Annotated in this window: 20 protein-coding genes; 14 read left to right on the top strand and 6 right to left on the bottom strand. The window is 70.8% G+C overall.

The features are described from left to right. Window positions 1-13 precede the first annotated feature (13 nt). Together OG430_RS27625 and OG430_RS27620 are read right to left on the bottom strand one after the other, a co-directional pair. Window positions 14-652, bottom strand: a complete 639-nt coding sequence (locus OG430_RS27625) for a pyridoxamine 5'-phosphate oxidase family protein (RefSeq protein ID WP_327355306.1) — start codon at window positions 650-652, stop codon at window positions 14-16. Between the two features lie 52 nt (window positions 653-704). Continuing rightward, window positions 705-2078, bottom strand: coding sequence for a vanadium-dependent haloperoxidase (locus OG430_RS27620; RefSeq protein ID WP_327355305.1), 1374 nt, complete (start codon window positions 2076-2078; stop codon window positions 705-707). A 187-nt stretch (window positions 2079-2265) separates the two neighbouring features. Here OG430_RS27620 and OG430_RS27615 point away from each other — a divergent pair, with 187 nt between their 5' ends. Then, window positions 2266-2766 carry a cupin domain-containing protein gene (locus OG430_RS27615; protein ID WP_327355304.1) on the top strand — a complete coding sequence of 167 codons (501 nt, stop codon included), beginning with the start codon at window positions 2266-2268 and terminating at the stop codon, window positions 2764-2766. Between the two features lie 142 nt (window positions 2767-2908). Here OG430_RS27615 and OG430_RS27610 read toward each other — a convergent pair whose 3' ends face one another. Next, on the bottom strand, window positions 2909-3916 hold the full coding sequence (locus tag OG430_RS27610; protein ID WP_327355303.1) for a LysR family transcriptional regulator: 1008 nt from the start codon (window positions 3914-3916) through the stop codon (window positions 2909-2911). Window positions 3917-4170: 254 nt separating this feature from the next. Between OG430_RS27610 and OG430_RS27605 the strand changes: the two genes are divergently transcribed. From OG430_RS27605 to OG430_RS27570, 8 genes are all read left to right on the top strand, one after another. Beyond that, window positions 4171-4593 carry a cupin domain-containing protein gene (locus OG430_RS27605; RefSeq protein ID WP_327355302.1) on the top strand — a complete coding sequence of 141 codons (423 nt, stop codon included), beginning with the start codon at window positions 4171-4173 and terminating at the stop codon, window positions 4591-4593. A gap of 86 nt (window positions 4594-4679) precedes the next feature. Further along, window positions 4680-5180, top strand: a complete 501-nt coding sequence (locus OG430_RS27600) for a cobalamin B12-binding domain-containing protein (protein WP_327355301.1) — start codon at window positions 4680-4682, stop codon at window positions 5178-5180. After that, a complete protein-coding gene (locus tag OG430_RS27595) occupies window positions 5177-6526 on the top strand; it encodes a methylaspartate mutase (RefSeq protein WP_327355300.1) in 1350 nt (449 codons plus the stop codon). Before OG430_RS27600 ends, OG430_RS27595 begins: the two co-directional genes overlap by 4 nt. Next, complete coding sequence (locus OG430_RS27590; protein ID WP_327355299.1) at window positions 6523-8463, top strand: FAD/NAD(P)-binding protein; 1941 nt, start codon at window positions 6523-6525, stop codon at window positions 8461-8463. Before OG430_RS27595 ends, OG430_RS27590 begins: the two co-directional genes overlap by 4 nt. Window positions 8464-8714: 251 nt before the next feature. Then, complete coding sequence (locus OG430_RS27585; RefSeq protein WP_327355298.1) at window positions 8715-10460, top strand: AMP-binding protein; 1746 nt, start codon at window positions 8715-8717, stop codon at window positions 10458-10460. 51 nt (window positions 10461-10511) lie between these two features. Further along, on the top strand, window positions 10512-11009 hold the full coding sequence (locus OG430_RS27580) for a DUF2771 domain-containing protein (RefSeq protein ID WP_327355297.1): 498 nt from the start codon (window positions 10512-10514) through the stop codon (window positions 11007-11009). A gap of 9 nt (window positions 11010-11018) precedes the next feature. Next, complete coding sequence (locus tag OG430_RS27575) at window positions 11019-11672, top strand: futalosine hydrolase (RefSeq protein WP_327355296.1); 654 nt, start codon at window positions 11019-11021, stop codon at window positions 11670-11672. After that, window positions 11669-12508 (top strand): 1,4-dihydroxy-6-naphthoate synthase, encoded by an 840-nt coding sequence (locus tag OG430_RS27570; RefSeq protein WP_327355295.1) that lies wholly within the window; start codon window positions 11669-11671, stop codon window positions 12506-12508. Before OG430_RS27575 ends, OG430_RS27570 begins: the two co-directional genes overlap by 4 nt. A 67-nt stretch (window positions 12509-12575) precedes the next feature. Here the strand turns inward: OG430_RS27570 and OG430_RS27565 are convergent, their stop codons facing one another. Then, complete coding sequence (locus OG430_RS27565; protein ID WP_327355294.1) at window positions 12576-12959, bottom strand: cold-shock protein; 384 nt, start codon at window positions 12957-12959, stop codon at window positions 12576-12578. 159 nt (window positions 12960-13118) lie between these two features. Between OG430_RS27565 and OG430_RS27560 the strand changes: the two genes are divergently transcribed. Next, on the top strand, window positions 13119-13364 hold the full coding sequence (locus tag OG430_RS27560) for a hypothetical protein (RefSeq protein ID WP_327355293.1): 246 nt from the start codon (window positions 13119-13121) through the stop codon (window positions 13362-13364). Here the strand turns inward: OG430_RS27560 and OG430_RS27555 are convergent. Continuing rightward, complete coding sequence (locus OG430_RS27555) at window positions 13334-14002, bottom strand: HAD family hydrolase (RefSeq protein ID WP_442816560.1); 669 nt, start codon at window positions 14000-14002, stop codon at window positions 13334-13336. The two genes, OG430_RS27560 and OG430_RS27555, sit on opposite strands and share 31 nt — an antisense overlap. A gap of 91 nt (window positions 14003-14093) precedes the next feature. Between OG430_RS27555 and OG430_RS27550 the strand changes: the two genes are divergently transcribed. The 4 genes from OG430_RS27550 to OG430_RS27535 all read left to right on the top strand — a co-directional run bounded on the left by OG430_RS27550 (window position 14094) and on the right by OG430_RS27535 (window position 18200). Next, window positions 14094-15122 carry a FecCD family ABC transporter permease gene (locus tag OG430_RS27550; protein WP_327355291.1) on the top strand — a complete coding sequence of 343 codons (1029 nt, stop codon included), beginning with the start codon at window positions 14094-14096 and terminating at the stop codon, window positions 15120-15122. A 194-nt stretch (window positions 15123-15316) separates the two neighbouring features. Continuing rightward, complete coding sequence (locus OG430_RS27545) at window positions 15317-16309, top strand: FecCD family ABC transporter permease (RefSeq protein WP_327355290.1); 993 nt, start codon at window positions 15317-15319, stop codon at window positions 16307-16309. Beyond that, complete coding sequence (locus OG430_RS27540) at window positions 16306-17238, top strand: ABC transporter ATP-binding protein (protein WP_327355289.1); 933 nt, start codon at window positions 16306-16308, stop codon at window positions 17236-17238. Before OG430_RS27545 ends, OG430_RS27540 begins: the two co-directional genes overlap by 4 nt. Further along, window positions 17235-18200, top strand: coding sequence for an ABC transporter substrate-binding protein (locus OG430_RS27535; RefSeq protein WP_327355287.1), 966 nt, complete (start codon window positions 17235-17237; stop codon window positions 18198-18200). The genes OG430_RS27540 and OG430_RS27535 overlap by 4 nt, the downstream gene beginning before the upstream one ends. 37 nt (window positions 18201-18237) lie before the next feature. Here the strand turns inward: OG430_RS27535 and OG430_RS27530 are convergent, their stop codons facing one another. Then, on the bottom strand, window positions 18238-19293 hold the full coding sequence (locus tag OG430_RS27530; RefSeq protein WP_327355286.1) for a hypothetical protein: 1056 nt from the start codon (window positions 19291-19293) through the stop codon (window positions 18238-18240). Window positions 19294-19543 lie beyond the last annotated feature (250 nt).

Genomic DNA, 19543 nt, shown 5'->3' with positions numbered 1-19543 from the left:
TTCCCCGCGCCCCTTACGGGGCACGAACCCCCCGGCCTGTCGCCCTCAGCTCCGCGTTCTCCCTCTCCAGCTCGTCCAGGCGCGCCCGAAGCGGGCGTACCGCCTCCTGGACCTCGTCCTCGGAGAAGCGGGGGGTGAGGTGCTGGCTGCAGTTCCAGTCGTACGCCTCCACGTCGATCACCATCACGCGCTCCACGACGGCGCGGTACTCCGCGTCCCGCACCGCCGTGAGCAGCTGCGGCTCGTCCTCGGCCCGTACCGTCCGGGCCCGCCCGTAGATCTTCAGGCGGGCCCGGCGCGGGTAGTCGATCAGGAAGAGCGCGACCCGGTCGTCGTGGTCGAGGTTGCCGGTGGTGATGTACTGCTTGTTGCCCCGGAAGTCCGCGAAGGCCAGGGCCCGCCCCCCGTCCAGCGGCCGCAGGAACCCCTTGGGGCCCCCGCGGTGCTGGACGTACGGCCAGCCGGTCTCGCTGATGCTGGCAAGGTAGAAGCTGTCCCGCTCGCCGATGAACCACTCCTCGTCCTCGCCTAGCCGGTCCGCCTCGCGCGGACCCGAGGCGGCCATCCGGTCGTAGCCGCGCACGCTGCCGTGCTCGGCCTGGTGGCCGCGGACCTGGCTGGTGAAGGCGATCTGGGCGTATCGGCTAGTCATGGCTCCTCTTCGGGGCGGGGGTCAACTGGGCGGTGTGCCCAGGCAGTTGGTATCAGCCGAGGAAGTTGGCGGAGACCTCGTCGGCCACCGAGTAGCCGAGCTTCAGGGCCGCGTCGTTGTCCCAGCGGAAGTGCACGCCGGAGTAGACGCGGCTGTCGGCCTTCTCCTGGGCGGCGGCGCTGAAGCTCTTGAAGCTGCGCTTGACGCCCTTGGCGTTCGGGTCGTCGGTGCCGGCGGTGAAGGCGATGTCGTCACGGCCGTAGTAGCTCTTCATCGCACCGGCCCACGCGGCGACGATCCCGGAGTGGCCGGAGACGTGCGTGGGGAAGGCCGGCGAGAAGTGGGTACCGGCGGCGTTCACGGACAGCGGGCGCCAGTTGGGGTCGGCGACCGTCTTGTCGTTGCCGTCGGTGTCGGCCAGGTTGATCGCGCTCTCCGGACGCCACAGGTCCAGGTCACGCTCGTACTTGGAGTCCCAGACCGCGATCGAGGAGTCGGCGAGGGCGATGTTGACCAGCGTGAGCAGCTTGGCGCTCTTGGTCGAGTCGACCGTGAACTGGCGGTTCTGGTAGATCACGATGGTGTGGTCGATCTGCTGGCCGACCGGCTTGTAGGTGCCGTCCAGGTCGTTGGCCCAGTAGCGGGCGATCTGGGTCTGGTCGGCGGTGCGCTCGGTGGACTCGGCGCCGCCGAGCCGGCGGACCTCGTCGACCTGCTTGACGTACTCGTCGCTCTTCAGCAGCTCCTCGACGCTGGACTCGCCGTGCACGCTGGTCGGACGGTACTTGGAGCCGGAGGCCAGGGCGAAGGGCTTGACCCGGCCCCAGTTGGGCGCGCCCGCGGCGGGGGTGCTGCCGGGGGTCGGGCGCCAGTGGCCCGGCTGGTTGACCGGGGTGTACGGGGTCGCGTCGGAGGCGCCGTCGTTCGCGCGGGCCGCGAGGATGGCGTCCGCGGTCTTGGTGCCGACCGAGCGGCCGAGCTCCTTGTCGGCCGCGGTGCCGCCGACCTGCTTGGCCTTCGCGGCGTTGTACTCGTCGTCGAAGTTCTGGTTGGGGAAGACACCCTTGAGTGCCTTGTACGCGGCCTCGTCGATGGCCGACTCCAGCGCGCCGGTCCGGCCGGAGGCGCCCGGGACGGTGGTGAGGTAGGGCTTGCCGGTGGGCCTGATGGAGTTCACCGCGTCATAGATGGCGATGTTGGTGATCGCGCTGCCGCGGGTGAGCGGGCCGGGGGTGCCGCCGTGTGCGCGGAAGGCGTCGAGGATCACCTTGTTCCAGTAGATGACGTGGTCGGTACGCACGCCCTCCTCGCTCTCGGCGGGGCCGGCGACGGCCTGGGGCAGCGCGGTGGCGGCGAGGCCCGCCACGGCCAGCGAGAGCGTGGCGGTGCGTATGAGGGTGCGGTGTCGCTTCCGCGGGTTCGACACGGTAATTCCTTTCAGCGATGACGCGAGGAATTCCCGCGCGCTGCAAGGAAGTTAGCAGTGAAATCGGGCAACTCAATGGGGCCTATGCCGATTCCTGGTATCGGAATTGCCGATGGGAGCAGGGTCGTTGAATGCCTAGAGTTTTTAACACCCCCCAGGAAATTGTTACTTGAAAGGCAACAACCTCATGAAGAGCACCAAGACCATGAAAGCCACGAAGAGCACGATGAGCACGAAGAAGTCCCGCTTCCTCGCCGCGGCCGCACTCACCGTCGCCGTACTGGGCACCGGAATCGCTCAGGCCAGCCCGGGCAACGACATCACGGCCGAGACCACCGCCGAGGGCCACTTCGTCACCCCGCAGAGCTTCAAGGTCCGTGCGGCCGATCACGTCGTGGAGCAGACCCTCCGGATCCAGCCGGGCGGCGCCACCGGCTGGCACGTGCACCCCGGTGTGGTGGTCCTGACCGTGCAGAAGGGCACGATCATCCGCTACAGCGCGGACGGCAACCGTGAGGTGTTCCCGCAGGGCTCCTCGTTCATCAAGACGGGCAACCTCCCGCTGAACGGGGTCAACGAGAGCAGCGAGGAGATCGAGCTGCACCTGACGTACATCCTGCCGAAGGGCGCTCCGCTGCGTTACGAGCGTCCGGCGCCGAGCTGGTGGAACGAGCGCAAGGCCAACTGACCTGCGTACCGGGCCAATAGGCCGACCGATCCGTACACCGAGCTGCGGCCGCCCCGACGGGGGCGGCCGCAGTTCGGTCGTTTCAGCTGACCCGGCCGATCGCCTCGCCAGGTCAGCTGGCCCGGCTGAGCGCCTCGCCGGGTCAGCTGGCCCGGCTGAGCGCCTCGCCCGGCTCGGCCTGCCCCGCCGACGCGGGCGGCACCGGCGGAACCGGCGGTACGCCGGGCGAGCCCGCGCCCGGGCCGCCCGCCCCGGCCGCCTGACCGGTGCGCCGGGCCAGGTCGAGCATGGCCGTCAACGCGGGCGGCAGCCAGGGCTGTTCGACCCAGATCATCCGCACCGTGGAGCGCAGGCGGGGCACCTCGTCGAGGACGAAGACCTCACCGTTGGCGATCTCCCGCTCCACTGCCTGCGCCGGCAGCAGCCCGACGAACGAGCCGGTACGCATCAGCTCCAGGGCCCCGCCGACCGAGCCCGCCTGCATCACCTCCGGCCGCACGCCATAGCCCCGCTCCAGCGAGGACAGCAGCAGATCCTGCGAGGCACAGGTGGTGTCGACCTGCAGAATGCGTGCCCCGCGCAGGGTCTTGGACAGATGCCGGCCGGGCCCCCGCAGCGCCGAACTGGCCACACACACCAGGTCGATGGGGTGCAGATCCTGCAGCGCGATGCCGGGCCGCCCCTCCCACTCGTGGTCCGGCATGGCGAGCAGCAGGCCCATGTCCAGCCTACCCGCGGCGACTTCGTCGACGATCCGCGCCGCGTCCATCCCGACCGGCGACACCTCCACCCGCGGATAGCGGTAGCGGCACTCCCAGATGAGCTTGGTGGCCTCCTGGTCCATCAGGAACGCGGCCGCGCCGATCGACACCCGGCCGCTGATCTCCCCGCCTGCGGCGAGGGCCGCGGACAGCTCGTCGACGACGGACAGCATCCGGCTCGCGTAGTTGCGGAAGGTCTCTCCCGCCTCGGTGAGCCGCACCCCGTGCGGCAGGCGTTGGAACAACGGCACCCCGGCCTGCGCCTCGAGTGCCCTGACATGAGAAGTGACAGTCGACTGCGAGTAGCCCAGGCGCCGGCCTGCCTTCGTGATGCTGCCGGCCCGCGAAACTTCCCAGAACGTACGCAACTGATACATGGCGATGTCCACGCTGGTGGCTCCCTCCGGGCGCTCCCACGCCCCCTTCCGGCCATGGTGCCGGGGCTCCGGCCCAAGTCCTTGAATCCTGCTTGTACTTCGTCACCTGCCCTATCGGGATTGCCGCGCTCCCCCCATCGGGATGCATGACGGTCCACGCCGCGACCCCGCTCCTAAAGTTGTTCATGAAGCGAACGGGGCGGCCGGGAAAAGGGCCGCACAACATTCGCGAAATTCCCTCGAAGAAAAAGGAACAGGGCATTTCCATGTCTGAAATCGAGCTCATCAAGAACGTCTTCCGCAGTGGCTTCGAGCTGACCGACATCGAATGGTCGACCTGGTCGGAGCCGGGCCGCGCGGGCGTCGAGCACCACATTCTGTGGGCGCCGGACGAGGCGAGCGACGAGGACTCGGTCGGCCTGCTGCTGCGTTTCCCGAAGAATGCGCACGGCGATTTCCACGAGCACCTCGGCTATGAGCTGATGCTCGTCCTGGACGGCCGCCTCGACCACAGCGACGGCACCAGCTATGTCAAGGGCGACCTGGTCGTCGAGGGCCCCAGCACCCAGCACCAGATGTCCAGCGAGACCGGCTGCACGGTCCTCGCGATCCGCACCAAGCCGGCCGAGGCCCGCACGCCCGAGGCGGGCATCCGCGAGGTCTCCGAGCCCGAGCTCGCGAACGCCTGAGCGGCCTCGCCCTTCGCCTTCGGTACATCAACTCCCGCATCCAAAGCATCAACTCCCGCACCCCGCACATTGATTGAGAGAGGTCCATGTCTTCGCTCACCCCGGCCGGCGATATACGCCCGGCCGACCGCAAGGCCGGCCGGCGCGTACTCGTCTCCAGCGTGTCCTCCGACTCGCACACCTGGAACCTGGTCTTCCTGCAGCTCCTGCTGGAGGAGATGGGCCACGACGTCGTCAACATCGGCGCCTGTGTCCCGGACGACCTGCTGATCTCCGAAGTCCGGGCCAACCGGCCGGACATGGTCGTCATCAGCAGCGTCAACGGGCACGGCCACCTGGACGGCCGCCGGCTCATCACCCGGCTCCGCGAGGAGTCCGACCTCGCGGACCTGCCCGTCGTCATCGGCGGCAAGCTGGGCATCAGGGGCGCGGAGAACAGCGCGTACGGGCCGGAGTTGATGGCCGCGGGCTACACGGCGGTGTTCGAGGACACGGCGGGCATCGCCCCGTTCCGCCGCTACCTGGAAGGCGCGCACACACCGGACCACACGCACGCGCCACGCGCGCTCGCCGGGAGCGCGGCATGACCCTTCCCGCATCCGCGGGCCGGACTGTTCCGCGGCGGCTCACCGCACCCTTCGGGGCTGCGGTCGGCGCCGCCGCGGCGCAGGGCCGACTCGTCGTACAGCCCCGCATGGGCATCGGATACGTCCCCGAAATGCTCGGCGGACTCAAGGCCGTACGGTCGGCGAACGCCACCGCCGTCGGCACCATCACCCTCGACAGCTACACCCGCGTCGGCGACCACGACTCGGCCCGCAAGGCCTTACGCGAAGGCTCCGACCTCAACGGCTTCCCGATCGTCGCGCACGGAGCCGACACCACCCGCGCGATGCTCGCCGACCTGGTCGCCCCCGAACCGTTCAGCGACACCTTCGCGATCCAGGTCCGGCACGGCTCACCGCTGCCCGTCGGCATCGTGCAGGCCCTCCTGGACGCCGGACTCGACGCGACCGAGGGCGGCCCCGTCTCGTACTGCCTGCCCTACAGCCGCACCCCGCTGCGCGAGGCCGTCGACGCCTGGGCGCGCAGCTGCGAACTCCTCGCCGAGCGCGTCGAGGGCGCCCACCTGGAGAGCTTCGGCGGCTGCATGCTCGGCCAACTCTGCCCGCCCAGCCTGCTGGTGGCGATCTCGCTCCTCGAAGGCATCTTCTTCAAGCAGCACGGCCTGACCAGCATCTCCCTCTCGTACGCCCAGCAGACCAGCTTCACCCAGGACGTGCACGCCATCGCCGCCCTGCGTCACCTCGCGGGCCAGTACCTCGGCGGTACGGACTGGCACGTAGTCCTCTACTCGTACATGGGCGTCTTCCCGCGCACCGAGGAGGGCGCGCTGGGCCTGCTGCGGGAGAGCGCGGTGCTCGCCGCCACCACCGGCACCGAGCGCATGATCGTGAAGACCCCGGCCGAGGCCCACCGCATCCCGACCGTCGCGGACAACGTCCTCGCCCTCGAAGAGGCCTCCCTCGCCGCGACCGGCGTCACCCGGCAGACCCCGCCCCCGCTCTCCGACAACCCGGTGTACGCGGAGGCCAGGGCCCTGGTCGAGGCCGTGCTCGAACTCGACGACGACCTGGGCGCCGCCTTCCTCAAGGCCTTCGCCCGCGGCTACCTCGACGTGCCGTTCTGCCTGCACGCCGACAACGCCCAGCGCACCCGCAGCTACATCGACGGCCAGGGCGAGCTCAAGTGGCTCAACCCCGGCTCGCTGCCGATCCCGGCACCGGAGAAGACGGGCTCGTCCCGCCTGGGCGCCGACGACTTCCTCGGGATGCTCTCGCACGTCCAGCAGACCTTCGACACCGCAGCTCTCGAAGGTTCGCATCGCCCCACCGCCCACGCCCTGCCCACGTACAAGAAGGACCTGCCGTGACCACCGACCTGCCCGAGCCCACCGACATGCCCGCCGACCTGACCTCCGAACTGCCCGCCTACGACGCGGACTTGTCCAGCGGCGAACACCCGTACACCATCGCCGTCGTCGGCACCGGCCCCCGCGGCATCTCCGTCCTCGAACGCCTCGCCGTGCACCTCACCGAGCGCGAGCGGCCGGCCGACGACCGCCGGGTCTCGATCTTCGCGATCGACGACACGGAGGTCGGCGCGGGCCGGGTCTGGCGCACCGACCAGGACGAGTGGTTCACGATGAACACGGTCGTCGCCCAGGTCACCATGTACTCCGGCGTCCCGGACGGCGGCCCGGCCCGGCCCGGCGCGGGCCCCTCGCTCGGCGAGTGGATCCAGGGGCGGCACGAGCGGTTCGGCGAGCCGCTGCTCGGCCCCGACGACTACGCATCCCGACTCCGGTACGGCCAGTACCTGCGCGCCGTCTACGACTCGATCGCGGCCAACCTGCCCGACCACGTCGACCTGATACCGGTCCGCGCCCGCGTCGAGCAGCTCTCCAAGCAGGACGGCGGCGGCCACGTCCTCGCCCTGAACGCGACACCGCACCTCATCGAGGCCGACAAGGTCCTGCTCGCCACCGGCCACCCGCTCAACGCCCCCGACCCCTTCGAGTCGGACATGCTCGACTTCGCGGTCCGTCACCCGGGCCTGCGCTACTACTCCGGCGACTCGGCCGCCGACATGGACCTGGCGGCGATCCCGGCGGGCGCGCCGGTCGGCATCCGCGGCCTCGGACTCTCCTTCTACGACGTCATGTTGAGCCTCACCGTCGGCCGAGGCGGCACCTTCGCCGCCGACGGCAGTTACGTCCCCAGCGGCCGCGAACCCCGCATCTTCACCGGCTCGCGCAGCGGACTGCCCATCCCGGCTCGCGGCCGCAACCAGAAGCGCCCCGACCACACCCACAAGCCGCTCTTCCTCACCTCGGCGGCGGTCTCCGAGGCCCGCCACCGTCGCATCAAGCAAGGCGGCAGCGGCAAGCTCCGCTTCGACGAGGACGTACTCCCCCTGCTCCTGCAGGAGGTCGAGCACGTCTACCGCACCACGCACGAGCGCACCGACCCCGGCGCCGAACTGCCCCCGCTGGACCTCCAGGCACTCGCCCGCCCCTTCGCCGACAAGCACTTCAACGGCCCCGACGCGTTCCGGGCCCGCCTCCTCGACGTCATGCGGGCCGACCTGGACCAGGCGGCGCTCGGCAACTTCGACGGACCGCTGAAGGCCGCGCTCGACGTGCTGCGCGACATCCGCAACGTGGTCCGCGAGGCCGTGGACTACAACGGCCTGCAGCCCGACTCCCACACCGACGAGTTCCAACGCGCCTTCCTGCCGGTCAACGCCCTGCTCTCGGCGGGCCCGCCGGCCGAGCGGGTCCGGCAGCTCGTCGCCCTCATCGAGGCCGGGGTCGTCGAAGTCGCGGGCCCGGCAACGCAGTTCACGGCCGACGAGGCGGCGGGCCGCTTCCGGGTCTCCTCGCCCCAGGTGACCGGCTCCTCCCACGTGGTGGACTTCCTGATCGACGCCCGTATCCCCACCCCCGACCTGAACCGCGACACCTCCCTCCTCATGCGCACCCTGATCGCGGACGGCACGGTCAGCGAGTACGTCCTGGAGGCCCCGGACGGCGGCGCCCCCGAGCCGACGGGCGGCCTCAACGTCACCCTCACCCCGTTCCACGTCGTCGACGCCAAGGGCGTCTCGGACCACGACCTGTACGCGCTCGGCATCCCGACCGAGCACACCCGCTGGTTCACCCAGGTCGGCAGCGGAAAGCCGGGCCTGAACACCCTGTTCCGCAGGGACGCGGACGCGATCGCCACGGACATGCTCCTCGGCCTGGACCGCGCCGAGCGCGAAGCAACCGTACGAGAGCCCGTGATCGCGACGGCCGGCCGCGCCTGAGCCACCACCCACCGGCAGTCAGCCGGGTACGAGGCGCGAGGGGTCGGGTCGGTAGGTACGTGCTCGACGCGTACCGCACCACCTGCAATTGCCCGCGGCGAGCACGTACCTACCGACACGGCCCCGACCACGAACGAACCGGCGGCAACGAACCGGCGGCAACGACCCGGCAGCAAGCAGCCGAAGCCCCGGTCGGGCCCGACCGAAAAGCACCCAAGCCCAGCGCCCAAGCCCAACCCAGGAGCCCAGCCGTGCCCACCCCCACCCTCACCCTCGCCCTCCCCGCCCCGCCGGCAGGCCCCCGCCCCGGCCGCAACCCCGAGGCCACCGCCGCCTTCCGCACAGCACGCGACACCCTCCTGAGGCACCGCGACGACCCCGACGCGGCCGTACGCGAGTTCCGCCCGCCGACCACCGGCTGGTTCAACTGGGCCCTCGACTGGTTCGACGCCATCGCCGACGGCAACGACACCACCGCCGTCCTGGTCCTGGACGAGGACGGCGAACACCGCGCCGGCTACGCCGAACTCTCCCGCCGCTCCGACCAAGTGGCGCTCTGGCTGCGCGAGTTGAGCGTCCGGCGCGGCGACCGCGTCCTCCTCGCCCTCGACAACGGCCTCCCCCTGTACGAGACGATGCTCGCCGCGATGAAGCTCGGCGCGGTGGTCGTCCCCACCTACACGACCGTCACCCCCGACGACCTCGCGGACCGCGTGGAGCGCGCCCAGGTCCGCCACGTGGTGGCCGCGTCGGCCCTCACCGGGCGCTTCGCGAAGGTGCCCGGCCACTGGACCCCGATCGCGGTCGGCGCCCCCGTCCCCGGCTGGCACGACTACGGCGACGTACCCGCCACCACGGAACCCTTCGAGCCGGACGGCCCGACCGCCGCGGACGACCCGCTGTTCGTCTACTTCACCTCGGGCACGACCTCCCGCCCCAAGATGGTCGAGCACACCCACACCAGCTACCCGGTGGGCCACCTCTCGGGGATGTACTGGAACGGTGTGCGCCCCGGCGACGTGCACCTCAACATCTCCGCGCCCGGCTGGGCCAAGCACGCCTGGAGCTCGTTCTTCGTGCCGTTCAACGCCGAGGCCACGGTGGTCGCCGTGACCCCGGACCGCTCAACTCCCGCCGACATCCTGGACGTTCTGCGCACCCACCCGGTGAACGTCTTCTGCGCGGCCCCGACCATCTGGCGCGGCCTGCTCGCGCACGGCCTCGGCGAGGCACCGCCCGCGCTGCGGGAGGCCGCCTGCGCCGGCGAACCCCTGGAGGGCTCGCTGCTCGACGCGGTGCACCAGGCGTGGGGCGTGTACGTACGCGACGGCTACGGCCAGACCGAGACGACCGGCCAGCTCGGCCACGTCCCGGGCCGCCCCCCGAAGCCCGGCACGATGGGCCGCCCGCTGCCCGGCTACACGATCGCGGTCCTCGACCCGAAGACCGGCACCCCCGTCGCGCCGGGCGCCACGGGCGAGTTGTGCCTCCCCCTGGAGCCGCGCCCGATCGGCGTGATGAACGGCTACGTCGACGACCCGGCCCGCACCGCGAAGGCGTTCGCCGACGGCTACTACCACACGGGGGACCTGGTGAACCTGGGCGAGGACGGCGAGCTGCGCTACGTGGGCCGCGACGACGACATGTTCAAGTCGTTCGACCACCGCATCTCCCCGCTGGAGCTGGAACGGGTGCTGCTCGCCCACCCGTCGGTCGCGCAGGCGGCGGTGGTGCCGGTGCCGCACCCGGTCGGCGTGTGGATCCCCAAGGCCTTCGTGGTCCCGACCGACCCTGCGGCGGCCGCCGTGTCAGCAAAAGACCTGTTCACGGCGGTGGCCGAGGAGCTGCCCCCGGAGAAGTGGGTCAAGACGCTGGAGTTCGCGGACCGTCTCCCCGTCACGGTCTCCGGCAAGATCCGCCGCGCAGAGCTGCGGACGGCGGGAACGCTGGGGGGCCGAGAGTTCGCGTTCTCGGAGTTCGTGTTCGGCGATGTCTGAGGCGGCGGGGTGGTGACACGGCCACCACCGCCCGCCCGATAGCCTCTGCCCATGACCTCCCTGCTCTCTTCCGCCAAGGCCCGCCGGACCGCGGCCGCTCTCGGCGCCGTGTCGGCCGGACTCCTTGTTCTCTCCGCCTGCGAGAAGCCCTCCCCGATGGCGACGCTGACGGTCGGCGACAAGTCGGTGTCGTCCGAGGCGTCCTGCTACGCGCACAGCAAGACCCTCGCCGACGGCAAGATCCAGGACTGCCTGCAGAAGGGCGGCAAGAAGACCCTCACGGTCGGCATGGACGACAAGGTCCGCTTCGGCGTCGACCCCGAGGTCGCCGACAACGGCTGGGTGCTGTTCGTGAACGGCAAGCCCATCGAGGGCGAGGCGTACAAGAAGACGTACCGCTCCATCCCGGGCAGCGTGTTCTTCTCCTCGGGCCAGGACGCGATGGGCGGCCAGACCGCTCCGCTGGACAAGGCGAAGGTCGCCATCCTCGAACTCAAGGACAAGTCCGTGAAGGGCGTCTGGCAGTTCGAGTTCAAGAAGGGCAAGTAGCACCACCCCATGCGCATCCTGGTCGTCACCGCCGTCCCCGCCGAGGCCGACGCCGTACGCGCCGGGGCATCGGGCCTTGACGTCCTGGCCGCCGGGGTGGGCCCCGCCGCGGCAGCCGTCGCCACCGCGACCGCACTCGCGAAGGCGCCGAACGACAGGCGGTACGACCTGGTGATCTCGGCGGGCATCGGCGGTGGCTTCCAGCCCGCGGCGCCGGTCGGCTCGCTCGTCGTGGCCGACCGGATCGTCGCCGCCGACCTGGGCGCCGAGACCGCCGAGGGCTTCGTCCCGGTGACCGACCTCGGCTTCGGATCGATCGCGCACGATCCGCCCGCTGATCTCGTACGCCGCCTCGTCGCCGCAGCCGGCGGGGCAGCCGGGACCGTCCTCACCGTCTCCACCGTGACCGGCACCGCCGAGCGGGCGGCCGAGCTGGCCGCCCGCCATCCGGGCGCCCTGGCCGAGGCGATGGAGGGCTTCGGCGTCGCCGAGGCCGCGGCCGCGCACGGCCTGCCCGTCCTCGAAGTCCGGGCGATCTCCAACCCGGTCGGCCCGCGCGACCGCGCCGCCTGGCGCATCGGCGACGCGCTGGCCGCCCTCACCGAGGCGTTCGGCAAGCTCGTGCCCGTACTGAATGAGCCGGAGCCGGGAGGCACCCCATGACCCTGGACATCGCCTACTCGCCGTGCCCGAACGACACCTTCGTCTTCGACGCCTGGGCGCACGGCCGGATCCCCGACGCCCCCGCGCTCGACGTGACGTTCGCGGACATCGACCTCACCAACGGCATGGCGGAGCGCGGCGAGTTCAACATCCTCAAGGTGTCGTACGCGGTCCTGCCGTACGTCCTCGACGAGTACGCCCTGCTCCCCTGCGGCGGCGCGCTCGGCCGGGGCTGCGGGCCGCTGGTGCTCACGCGCGAGGCCGGGGTCGACCTCACCGGGAAGACCGTCGCGGTGCCGAGCGAGAAGTCGACGGCGTACCTGCTCTTCCGCCTCTGGGCGGCCGACGTCCTTCCGCAAGGTGTGGGCGAGATCGTCGTCCTGCCGTTCCACGAGATCATGCCCGCCGTGCGGGACGGCCGGGTCGACGCCGGACTGGTGATCCACGAGGCGCGCTTCACGTACCAGAACTACGGACTGCACCGCCTCGCCGACATGGGCGAGCACTGGGAGGCCACCACGGGCCTGCCGATCCCGCTCGGCGCGATCATCGCGAAGCGCTCGCTGGGCACCGAGACCCTCAAGTCCCTTGCGGAGGCGGCCCGTACGTCGGTGCGGATGGCCTGGGACGACCCGGAGGCCTCGCGGGCGTACGTGCTGGAGCACGCGCAGGAGATGGACCCGGCGGTCGCGGACCGGCACATCGGGCTCTACGTGAACGAGTTCACGGCCGACCTCGGCGAGGACGGCTACGCGGCGGTGCGCGGACTGCTCACACGCGCCGCGGCCGAGGGGCTGGTACCGCCCCTCGGCCGCGATGCACTGTCGTTCCCGTAGTCGTACGCCCTATATGCCCACCCGTCGCCCGACCGCCACCCCTCAACGAGCCTGCTGCGCAGGCGCGCTATATATCAAGTTGATCGGCAACGGCCCGCAGCATGCCAGCGATCTTCGCGCCATGTGCCTTGTCGGGGTAGCGGCCCCGCTCCAACTGCTGCGAGACGCTCTCGAGCAGGGTCGTCAGGTCCTGGACGATGGACGCGAGCTCGTCCGGCTTGCGCCGCTGGGCCGCCGCGACCGACGGGGCCGGGTCCAGGAGCACCACGGACAGGGCCTGGTCGCCGCGCTGACCCGCGACCACTCCGAACTCGACGCGCTGACCGGGCTTGAGCGAGTCCACGCCGGCGGGGAGCACGGACGAGTGCACGAAGACGTCACCGCCGTCGTCGCGGGAAAGGAAGCCGAAGCCCTTCTCACTGTTGAACCACTTGACCTTGCCGGTAGGCACGTCTGTCCTCGTCCTCGCGCTTGTTGGGGCCATGGGGGCCGGATCCTGCTGGACCCTGCGCTCCCAGCCTATTGTTCCCGGCGCCGGTGACAAGACTGATTACTTCACCGTCAGACGCCGACGGCCGGATCCTTTCGGGCAGGGAACTACCCTGGTCGCGTGAGCAACACACCTTCTGCCCCCGGTGACCGTCTCGTCCGGACCGGCGCGATCATCTTCTTCGTCGGAGCGCTGGCCACTTTGGTCACAGTGGCCCCTTTGTTCCTGGGTACCGATCCGTTTCCGCCAGTCGCGTACGCGGTCTGCATGCTGATGGGCGTGGGCTTCGCGGTCGCCGCGGCGGGTGTCTTGAAGTCGATCTCCGTACAGCGCCGTCAGGCGCGCTCGGCGTCCGCCGCGCAGTAGTCCGCGAGCCAGTCCGGGAACTCGGTGAGGTCCGCGAGGACCACATCCGCGCCGGCCGTACGCAGCTCGTCGGCGCTGCACGGACCGGTCGGCACGGCCACCGAAAGGGCGTCCGCGGTACGCGCTCCCCGTACGTCGCCGACATGATCGCCGACGTACACCGAGGCGCCGTACTCGCTCAGCGCCTCCGCCTTGGCCTCCGCCCACAGCCAGCCGATCACCGCGTCCGCCTCGATGCCGAGGTGCGCGAGATGGAGCTTGGCGCTCGGCTCGTGCTTGGCCGTGACGACGATCGCCCGCCCGCCCTGCGCCCGCACCGCGGCGACGGCCTCACGGGCGCCCGGCATCGCGGGGGTCGGCGTGATCGCGAAGCCCGGATAGATCTCCCGGTACCGCTCGACCATCTCCGGGATGCGCTCCTCGGGGAACCAGTACGCGAGTTCCGTCTCCAGCGGCGGGCCGAGCCGCGTCACCGCCAGGTCCGCGTCGATGGGGACGCCCGTCTCGGCGGCAAGCTCCAGGTAGGCAGCCTTGATGCCGGGCCGGGAGTCGATCAGTGTCATGTCGAGGTCGAATCCGACGGTGGGACCGGCGGGACCTGAGTGCGCGTGAGCTGCCTGGGATGCCATACCGGCCATTGTGCCGAGTCCGGGCCCGGGCACCCGCCCCGTACACTTAGCCAAGCCTAATCTCGCTCGCATACGCCTCGTACCGCTACGAAAGGGTCAGATGGCCGCCCCTCCCCCCACCGGTGCCCGACGCGCCCTCGTGGTCCGACGCATCGGCTGGACGGTGGCGGCGCTCGCGGCGCTCTGCCTCGCGGTGCTGCTCTCCCTCGGCATCGGCGCCCGCGCGATCGCACCCTCCGCCGTCTTCGACGCACTCCTCAACGGCGGGCACAGCGACGCCGCCGACGTCGTACGCGAACTGCGGGTGCCGCGCACATTGATCGGCCTGATGGTGGGCGCCGCGCTGGGCCTGGCCGGCACTGCGCTGCAGGGCATCACCCGCAATCCGATCGCGGACCCGGGCATCCTCGGGATCAGCCAGGGCGCCTCGGTCGGGGTGGTCCTTGCCATCGCCTTCGCCGGGGTGCACACGCTCACCGGGTACGTCTGGTTCGCGTTCGCGGGCGCGGCCGTCGCCTCGGTCGCCGTGTACGCGATCGCCTCCAGCGGGCGGGGCGGTGCGACACCGGTGAAGCTGGCGCTCGGCGGTGCGGCGATCAACGCGCTGCTCGTCTCCGTCACGATGGGCGTCCTGACGACGAAGGCCGCGGCGCTCGACGAGTTCCGCTTCTGGCAGGTCGGCTCGGTCGCCGGGCGCGACACCGAAGTGGTCGGACAGACCTGGCCGTTCTTCCTGGTGGGCGTGGTGCTCGTGGTGTCCGTCGCGCGCGGTCTGGACGCACTGGCGCTCGGCGAGGACGTGGCGAAGGGCCTCGGCCAGAACGTCGCGACGGTCCGCGTCGTCGCAGGCCTCGGCGCGACGATCCTCACGGGCATCGCGGTCGCGGCAGCAGGCCCCATCGCCTTCATCGGCCTGGCGGTCCCGCACATCGCCCGCGCCATCGTGGGCAGCGACCACCGCTGGGTCCTCCCGATGGCGGCCCTGATCGGCCCGGTGATGCTCCTGATCTCAGACGTGATCGGCCGCATCATCTTCCCCCCGAGCGAGGTCCCGGCAGGCGTGATGACGGCCCTGATCGGGGTGCCGTTCCTGGTGACGTTGGTACGTCGGAAGGCGGTGGCGGCATGACGAACGACGCCCCGAAGCCACCGCAGACGCCATCCGGCGAAGGCGAGAACCCCACCCCCACCGCTACCGCTACCGCTGTGGGCAATCGTTCCGCAGGGCGGAACGGGTGGGCACAGCCCGAAGTTGCCGGATCCCGTCGACGTGTACGCCCGGCTGGTTACAGCCTGATCCGCCTAGGCCGCACGACCTTCCTCGTGCACAGGCGTGCAACCACGATCGCCGCAATCCTCGCCCTGCTCCTCGCAGCAACCTGCATCGCCTACCTCTGCATCGGCGAAAGCTTCGTAAGCCCGACCGAAGTGGTCAAGGTGATCCTCGGCCGACCCAGCCCCGACGAGCTGGTCGTGGAAACCCTCCGCCTGCCCCGCCTGACAGTGGGCGTACTCGTAGGCCTGGCCTTCGGCGTCGCAGGCGCCCTGATCCAGACGGTCGCGAGAAACCCCCTCGCCAGCCCCGACATCATCGGCATCAGCCAGGGCGCGAGCGCCCTCACCGTCGGAGCCATGACCTTCGGCGTGACGTCGTACGCCGTACTCCCGTACCTCTCCGTCCTGGGCGGAGTCACAGCCGCAGCACTCGTCTACCTCTTCGCCTGGCGAGGCGGCCTGCACGCCACCCGCTTCGTCCTCATCGGCATCGGCTTCGCCATCGCGCTGCGCTCGATCACCACGCTCTTCATGACGAAGGGCGACTACCTGGTCGCCCAGCAGGCCCAGATCTGGATGACCGGCTCCCTCAACGGCCGCGGCTGGCCGGAGGCCGACAGCCTCGCGCTCGTCCTCCTGATCCTGATCCCCGCGATCGCCTGGGCCGCCCGCGCCCAGCGCACGGTCAGCATGGACGACGACACGGCGACGGCACTGGGCGTACGCCTGGGCAGAGTCCGCCTGGGACTCGTCGCGCTCGGCGTGATCCTCGCCTCCGTCGCCACCGGCGCCGCGGGCCCGGTCGACTTCGTGGCGCTGCTCGCCCCGCAGATCGCCCGCCGCATGACGCGCACCGCCCAGATCCCGCTCGTCTGCAGCGCACTCATGGGCGCGGTGATCGTCGTCCTCGCCGACCTGCTGGCCCGCCGCCTGTTCTCACCCACGGAACTCCCGGTCGGTGTGCTGACCGCAGCAGTGGGAGCCCCGTACCTGATCTGGCTGATCATTCGCAGCCGTACGACCGTCGGAGGATCGAAGTGACCCGGCTCCAGACAACCGAGTTGACCCTCGCGTACGAGGACCGCACGGTCGTCCACGACCTGGACCTCGCGGTCCCCGACGGCCGGGTCACCGTCATCGTCGGCCCCAACGCCTGCGGCAAGTCGACCACCCTGCGCGCCCTCGGCCGGCTCCTGAAGCCCAGGAAGGGCGCCGTGCTCCTGGACGGCACCGAGCTCACCAAGCTGCCCACGAAGAAGATCGCCCAGCAGATCGGCCTGCTCCCGCAGACCCCGGTCGCCCCCGAGGCGATCACCGTCGCGGACCTGGTGGCGCGCGGCCGCCAGCCCCACCAGCACTGGTGGCAGCAGTGGTCGGACGACGACGAGCGGGCGGTGACGGAAGCGATGGAGCGTACGGACGTCTCCGCACTCGCCGAGCGCTCCGTCGACGAACTCTCCGGCGGCCAGCGCCAGCGCGTCTGGATCGCGATGGCCCTCGCCCAGGAGACCGAACTCCTCCTCCTCGACGAGCCGACGACCTATCTCGACATCTCCCACCAGGTCGAAGTCCTGGACCTGGTACGCCAGTTGGCTGATACATCTTTCAAGGGTGGCAAGGACGACAAGGGCCGCACGGTCGTCGTGGTCCTGCACGACCTCAACCAGGCCGCCCGCTACGCCGACCACCTCGTCGCGATGAAGGAGGGCCGGATCGTCGCCGAGGGCGCGCCCCGCGACATCGTCACCGCCGAGCTCGTACGCGAGGTCTTCGGCCTGGACTGCGTGGTCGTGCCCGACCCGGTGACCGGCTCCCCCTTGATCGTGCCCGGCGCCCCCTGGAGCGCCGGGCGCCCCGAACCCGCCGAAGAACCGGCCGAAGAACCCACCGAAGAACCGGTCGAAGAACCCACCGAACCTGCCGAAGATCCTGCCGAAGCCAACCCCACGCCTCGAAAGGCCTCGCCATGACCCCCCTCAGCCGCCGCACCCTCTCCCTCGGCGCTGTAGCCGTGGCCGGCGCGCTCGCGCTCTCCGCCTGCGGGTCCGACAACAAGGGATCCGACACGTCCGCGTCGGGCGCCACCCACACGGTCAAGACCGCCATGGGCGACGTGAAGGTCAAGGACAAGCCGGCGCGCGTCGTCGTCCTCGACACCGCCGAGCTGGACTCCGCGATCACGCTGGGCGTCAAGCCGGTCGGCGCCACGCACGCGGACGTCGAGTCGGGCTTCCTCAACTACCTTCCCAAGGGCAAGGTTTCGGGCATCAAGGACGTCGGCGCGATGATGACGCCCAACGTCGAGGCCATCGCCGCGCTCAAGCCCGACCTGATCCTCACCAGCAAGGTGCGCCACGAGAAGCTGTACCCGCAGCTCAGCGCGATCGCGCCGACCGTCATGACCGAGTCCACCGGTGAGCCCTGGAAGGCCAACTTCCAGGTCCACGCGGACGCGCTCGGCAAGAAGGACGAGGCCGCGAAGGTCGTCGGCGCGTACGACAAGCACGTGGCCGATGTGACGGCGAAGCTCGGCGGCAAGAAGAAGGCCGCGGCCACCGAGGTGAACATGGTGCGCTTCGTCGAGGGCACGGACATCCGCATCTACGGCAAGAAGAACTACATCGCCACGATCCTCGCCGACGTCGGCCTCGGCCGCCCCGCGATCACGGACAAGGCGAAGGACGGCTTCTCGTACGACGTCAGCCCCGAGAAGATCGACCTCGCGGACGCGGACGTCATCTTCCACTCCACGTACGGCGATCCGGCGAAGGCCAAGGAGACCCAGGTGACGGGCGGCGCCCTGTGGAAGGGCCTGAAGGCGGCGAAGGACAACAAGGTCTTCGCGGTCGACGACCAGCTCTGGGTGCAGGGCATCGGCTACACGGCGGCCGGCAAGATCCTCGACGAACTGCAGACGGACCTCACCAAGTAGCCGGCCAAGTAGTCGGCCAAATAGTCAACGGGCAGTTCTACTCGGGCCGTTGCCTCTGCGATCTCCACACCAGGAAGAGCGCGGAGGCGACGGCCGCGACGCGGACCACCCACGGCAGGGTCTGTTCGAGCGCGTCCCGCATCCCGTCCTCCGGGACGGCCTCGCCCCAGCGCCCGCCGACCCGCCCCCACAGCCAGACCACCCCGCCCGCGGCGACCAGGCCCGGCAGGCCGAGGACCGCGAACTTCCGTTCCAGGGGGCCGAGTCGACGCGAGGTGTAGGCGAGGACCCAGCCGATGCCGAGGGCCGGCCACCACTCGGTGCGCACTGCGCCGGCGACGAGGGCGAGGGCGGCGAACAGCAGTATCGGGTTGGCAAGGCGGGCACCGCCGCGCTCCTCACCCTCGAACCCGCCCCTGCGCAGCCGCAGGAACCGACGCCGACGTACCGGCGCCTCCTCCCCTTCGTCGAACTCCTCGTCCCCCTCCCCCTCCCCCGCCTCTTCCTCGAACTCGTCGTCATCCTCGTGCTCATGGCTCTTTTCCGGCTTCTCCCGCGGCGGCCGCAGTATTTCGGGAATCTCTACGCCGCCCACGAAGCCGGGAACGGAGTCCGAGGGCCCGAAGGGGCTGGAGTCGACCCGCCACCAGTCCGGCTCCGACCCGCTCGCCCCCAGCTCGTCCGCGCCCGCGAGGTGCGGCGGCATGGCCGCGGTCGGCGAGGGGCCGTCCGGGACTTCGGGCTCGGCCTTGGTCCTGGCCCTGCCCGCGCGGGGCCCCGGCACCTTGCGCAGGAGGCGTCGGCTCGACGGCTCGGCCTCGTCCGCGCGCTGCTCGGGCACGATGACGGTGAGGTCCGCGGGGCCCGCCCCGGCGGCCCGGTCGACGAGTTCCTCGGGGGTGCCGAGGCGCCCCAGGATGCGCCGGACTCCGGCGGGCCCGTCCCCCACGGCCTTCGCCCGCCGCCGCTCGATCTCGGCCCGCGCCTCGTTGACCAGCCGCATCCGCGTGCCGGACGGCAGCTTCCGCTGCTGGGCGAGGTCGCCGACCCGGCTCAGATAGTCGAAGACGAGCTGATCGCTCTCGATGCCCACGGGGTCCCCCAAGTCCTTTCCAGGGAGCGTACGTTGCAGCATCCCACGCAATCCGCCCCGTCCGGCACGCCCGGCATGCCATCCGGCACGTCCGACATGCCGTCATGCCGTCATGCCGTCATGCCGTCCAGCCCGTCCGGCATCCCTGCAGCCCGTCCCCCTATCCCTGCAGCCCGCCCGCCATCCCTTCAACCCGTCCCGCCATCTCCTCAACCCGCCCCCACCCCTTCAACCCGTCCCCATATCTCTG

The organism is Streptomyces sp. NBC_01304, assembly GCF_035975855.1.
GTDB lineage: Bacteria > Actinomycetota > Actinomycetes > Streptomycetales > Streptomycetaceae > Streptomyces.
This window is presented reverse-complemented; position numbering and strand designations above follow the sequence as displayed.

Excerpts from the sequence above, each read along its gene's own strand:
- OG430_RS27625 (WP_327355306.1), bottom strand. The coding sequence starts at position 652 with ATGACTAGCCGATACGCCCAGATCGCCTTCACCAGCCAGGTCCGCGGC.
- OG430_RS27615 (WP_327355304.1), top strand. The coding sequence starts at position 2,266 with ATGAAGAGCACCAAGACCATGAAAGCCACGAAGAGCACGATGAGCACG.
- OG430_RS27605 (WP_327355302.1), top strand. The coding sequence starts at position 4,171 with ATGTCTGAAATCGAGCTCATCAAGAACGTCTTCCGCAGTGGCTTCGAG.
- OG430_RS27600 (WP_327355301.1), top strand. The coding sequence starts at position 4,680 with ATGTCTTCGCTCACCCCGGCCGGCGATATACGCCCGGCCGACCGCAAG.
- OG430_RS27595 (WP_327355300.1), top strand. The coding sequence starts at position 5,177 with ATGACCCTTCCCGCATCCGCGGGCCGGACTGTTCCGCGGCGGCTCACC.
- OG430_RS27580 (WP_327355297.1), top strand. The coding sequence starts at position 10,512 with ATGACCTCCCTGCTCTCTTCCGCCAAGGCCCGCCGGACCGCGGCCGCT.
- OG430_RS27575 (WP_327355296.1), top strand. The coding sequence starts at position 11,019 with ATGCGCATCCTGGTCGTCACCGCCGTCCCCGCCGAGGCCGACGCCGTA.
- OG430_RS27570 (WP_327355295.1), top strand. The coding sequence starts at position 11,669 with ATGACCCTGGACATCGCCTACTCGCCGTGCCCGAACGACACCTTCGTC.
- OG430_RS27555 (WP_442816560.1), bottom strand. The coding sequence starts at position 14,002 with ATGGCCGGTATGGCATCCCAGGCAGCTCACGCGCACTCAGGTCCCGCC.
- OG430_RS27550 (WP_327355291.1), top strand. The coding sequence starts at position 14,094 with ATGGCCGCCCCTCCCCCCACCGGTGCCCGACGCGCCCTCGTGGTCCGA.
- OG430_RS27535 (WP_327355287.1), top strand. The coding sequence starts at position 17,235 with ATGACCCCCCTCAGCCGCCGCACCCTCTCCCTCGGCGCTGTAGCCGTG.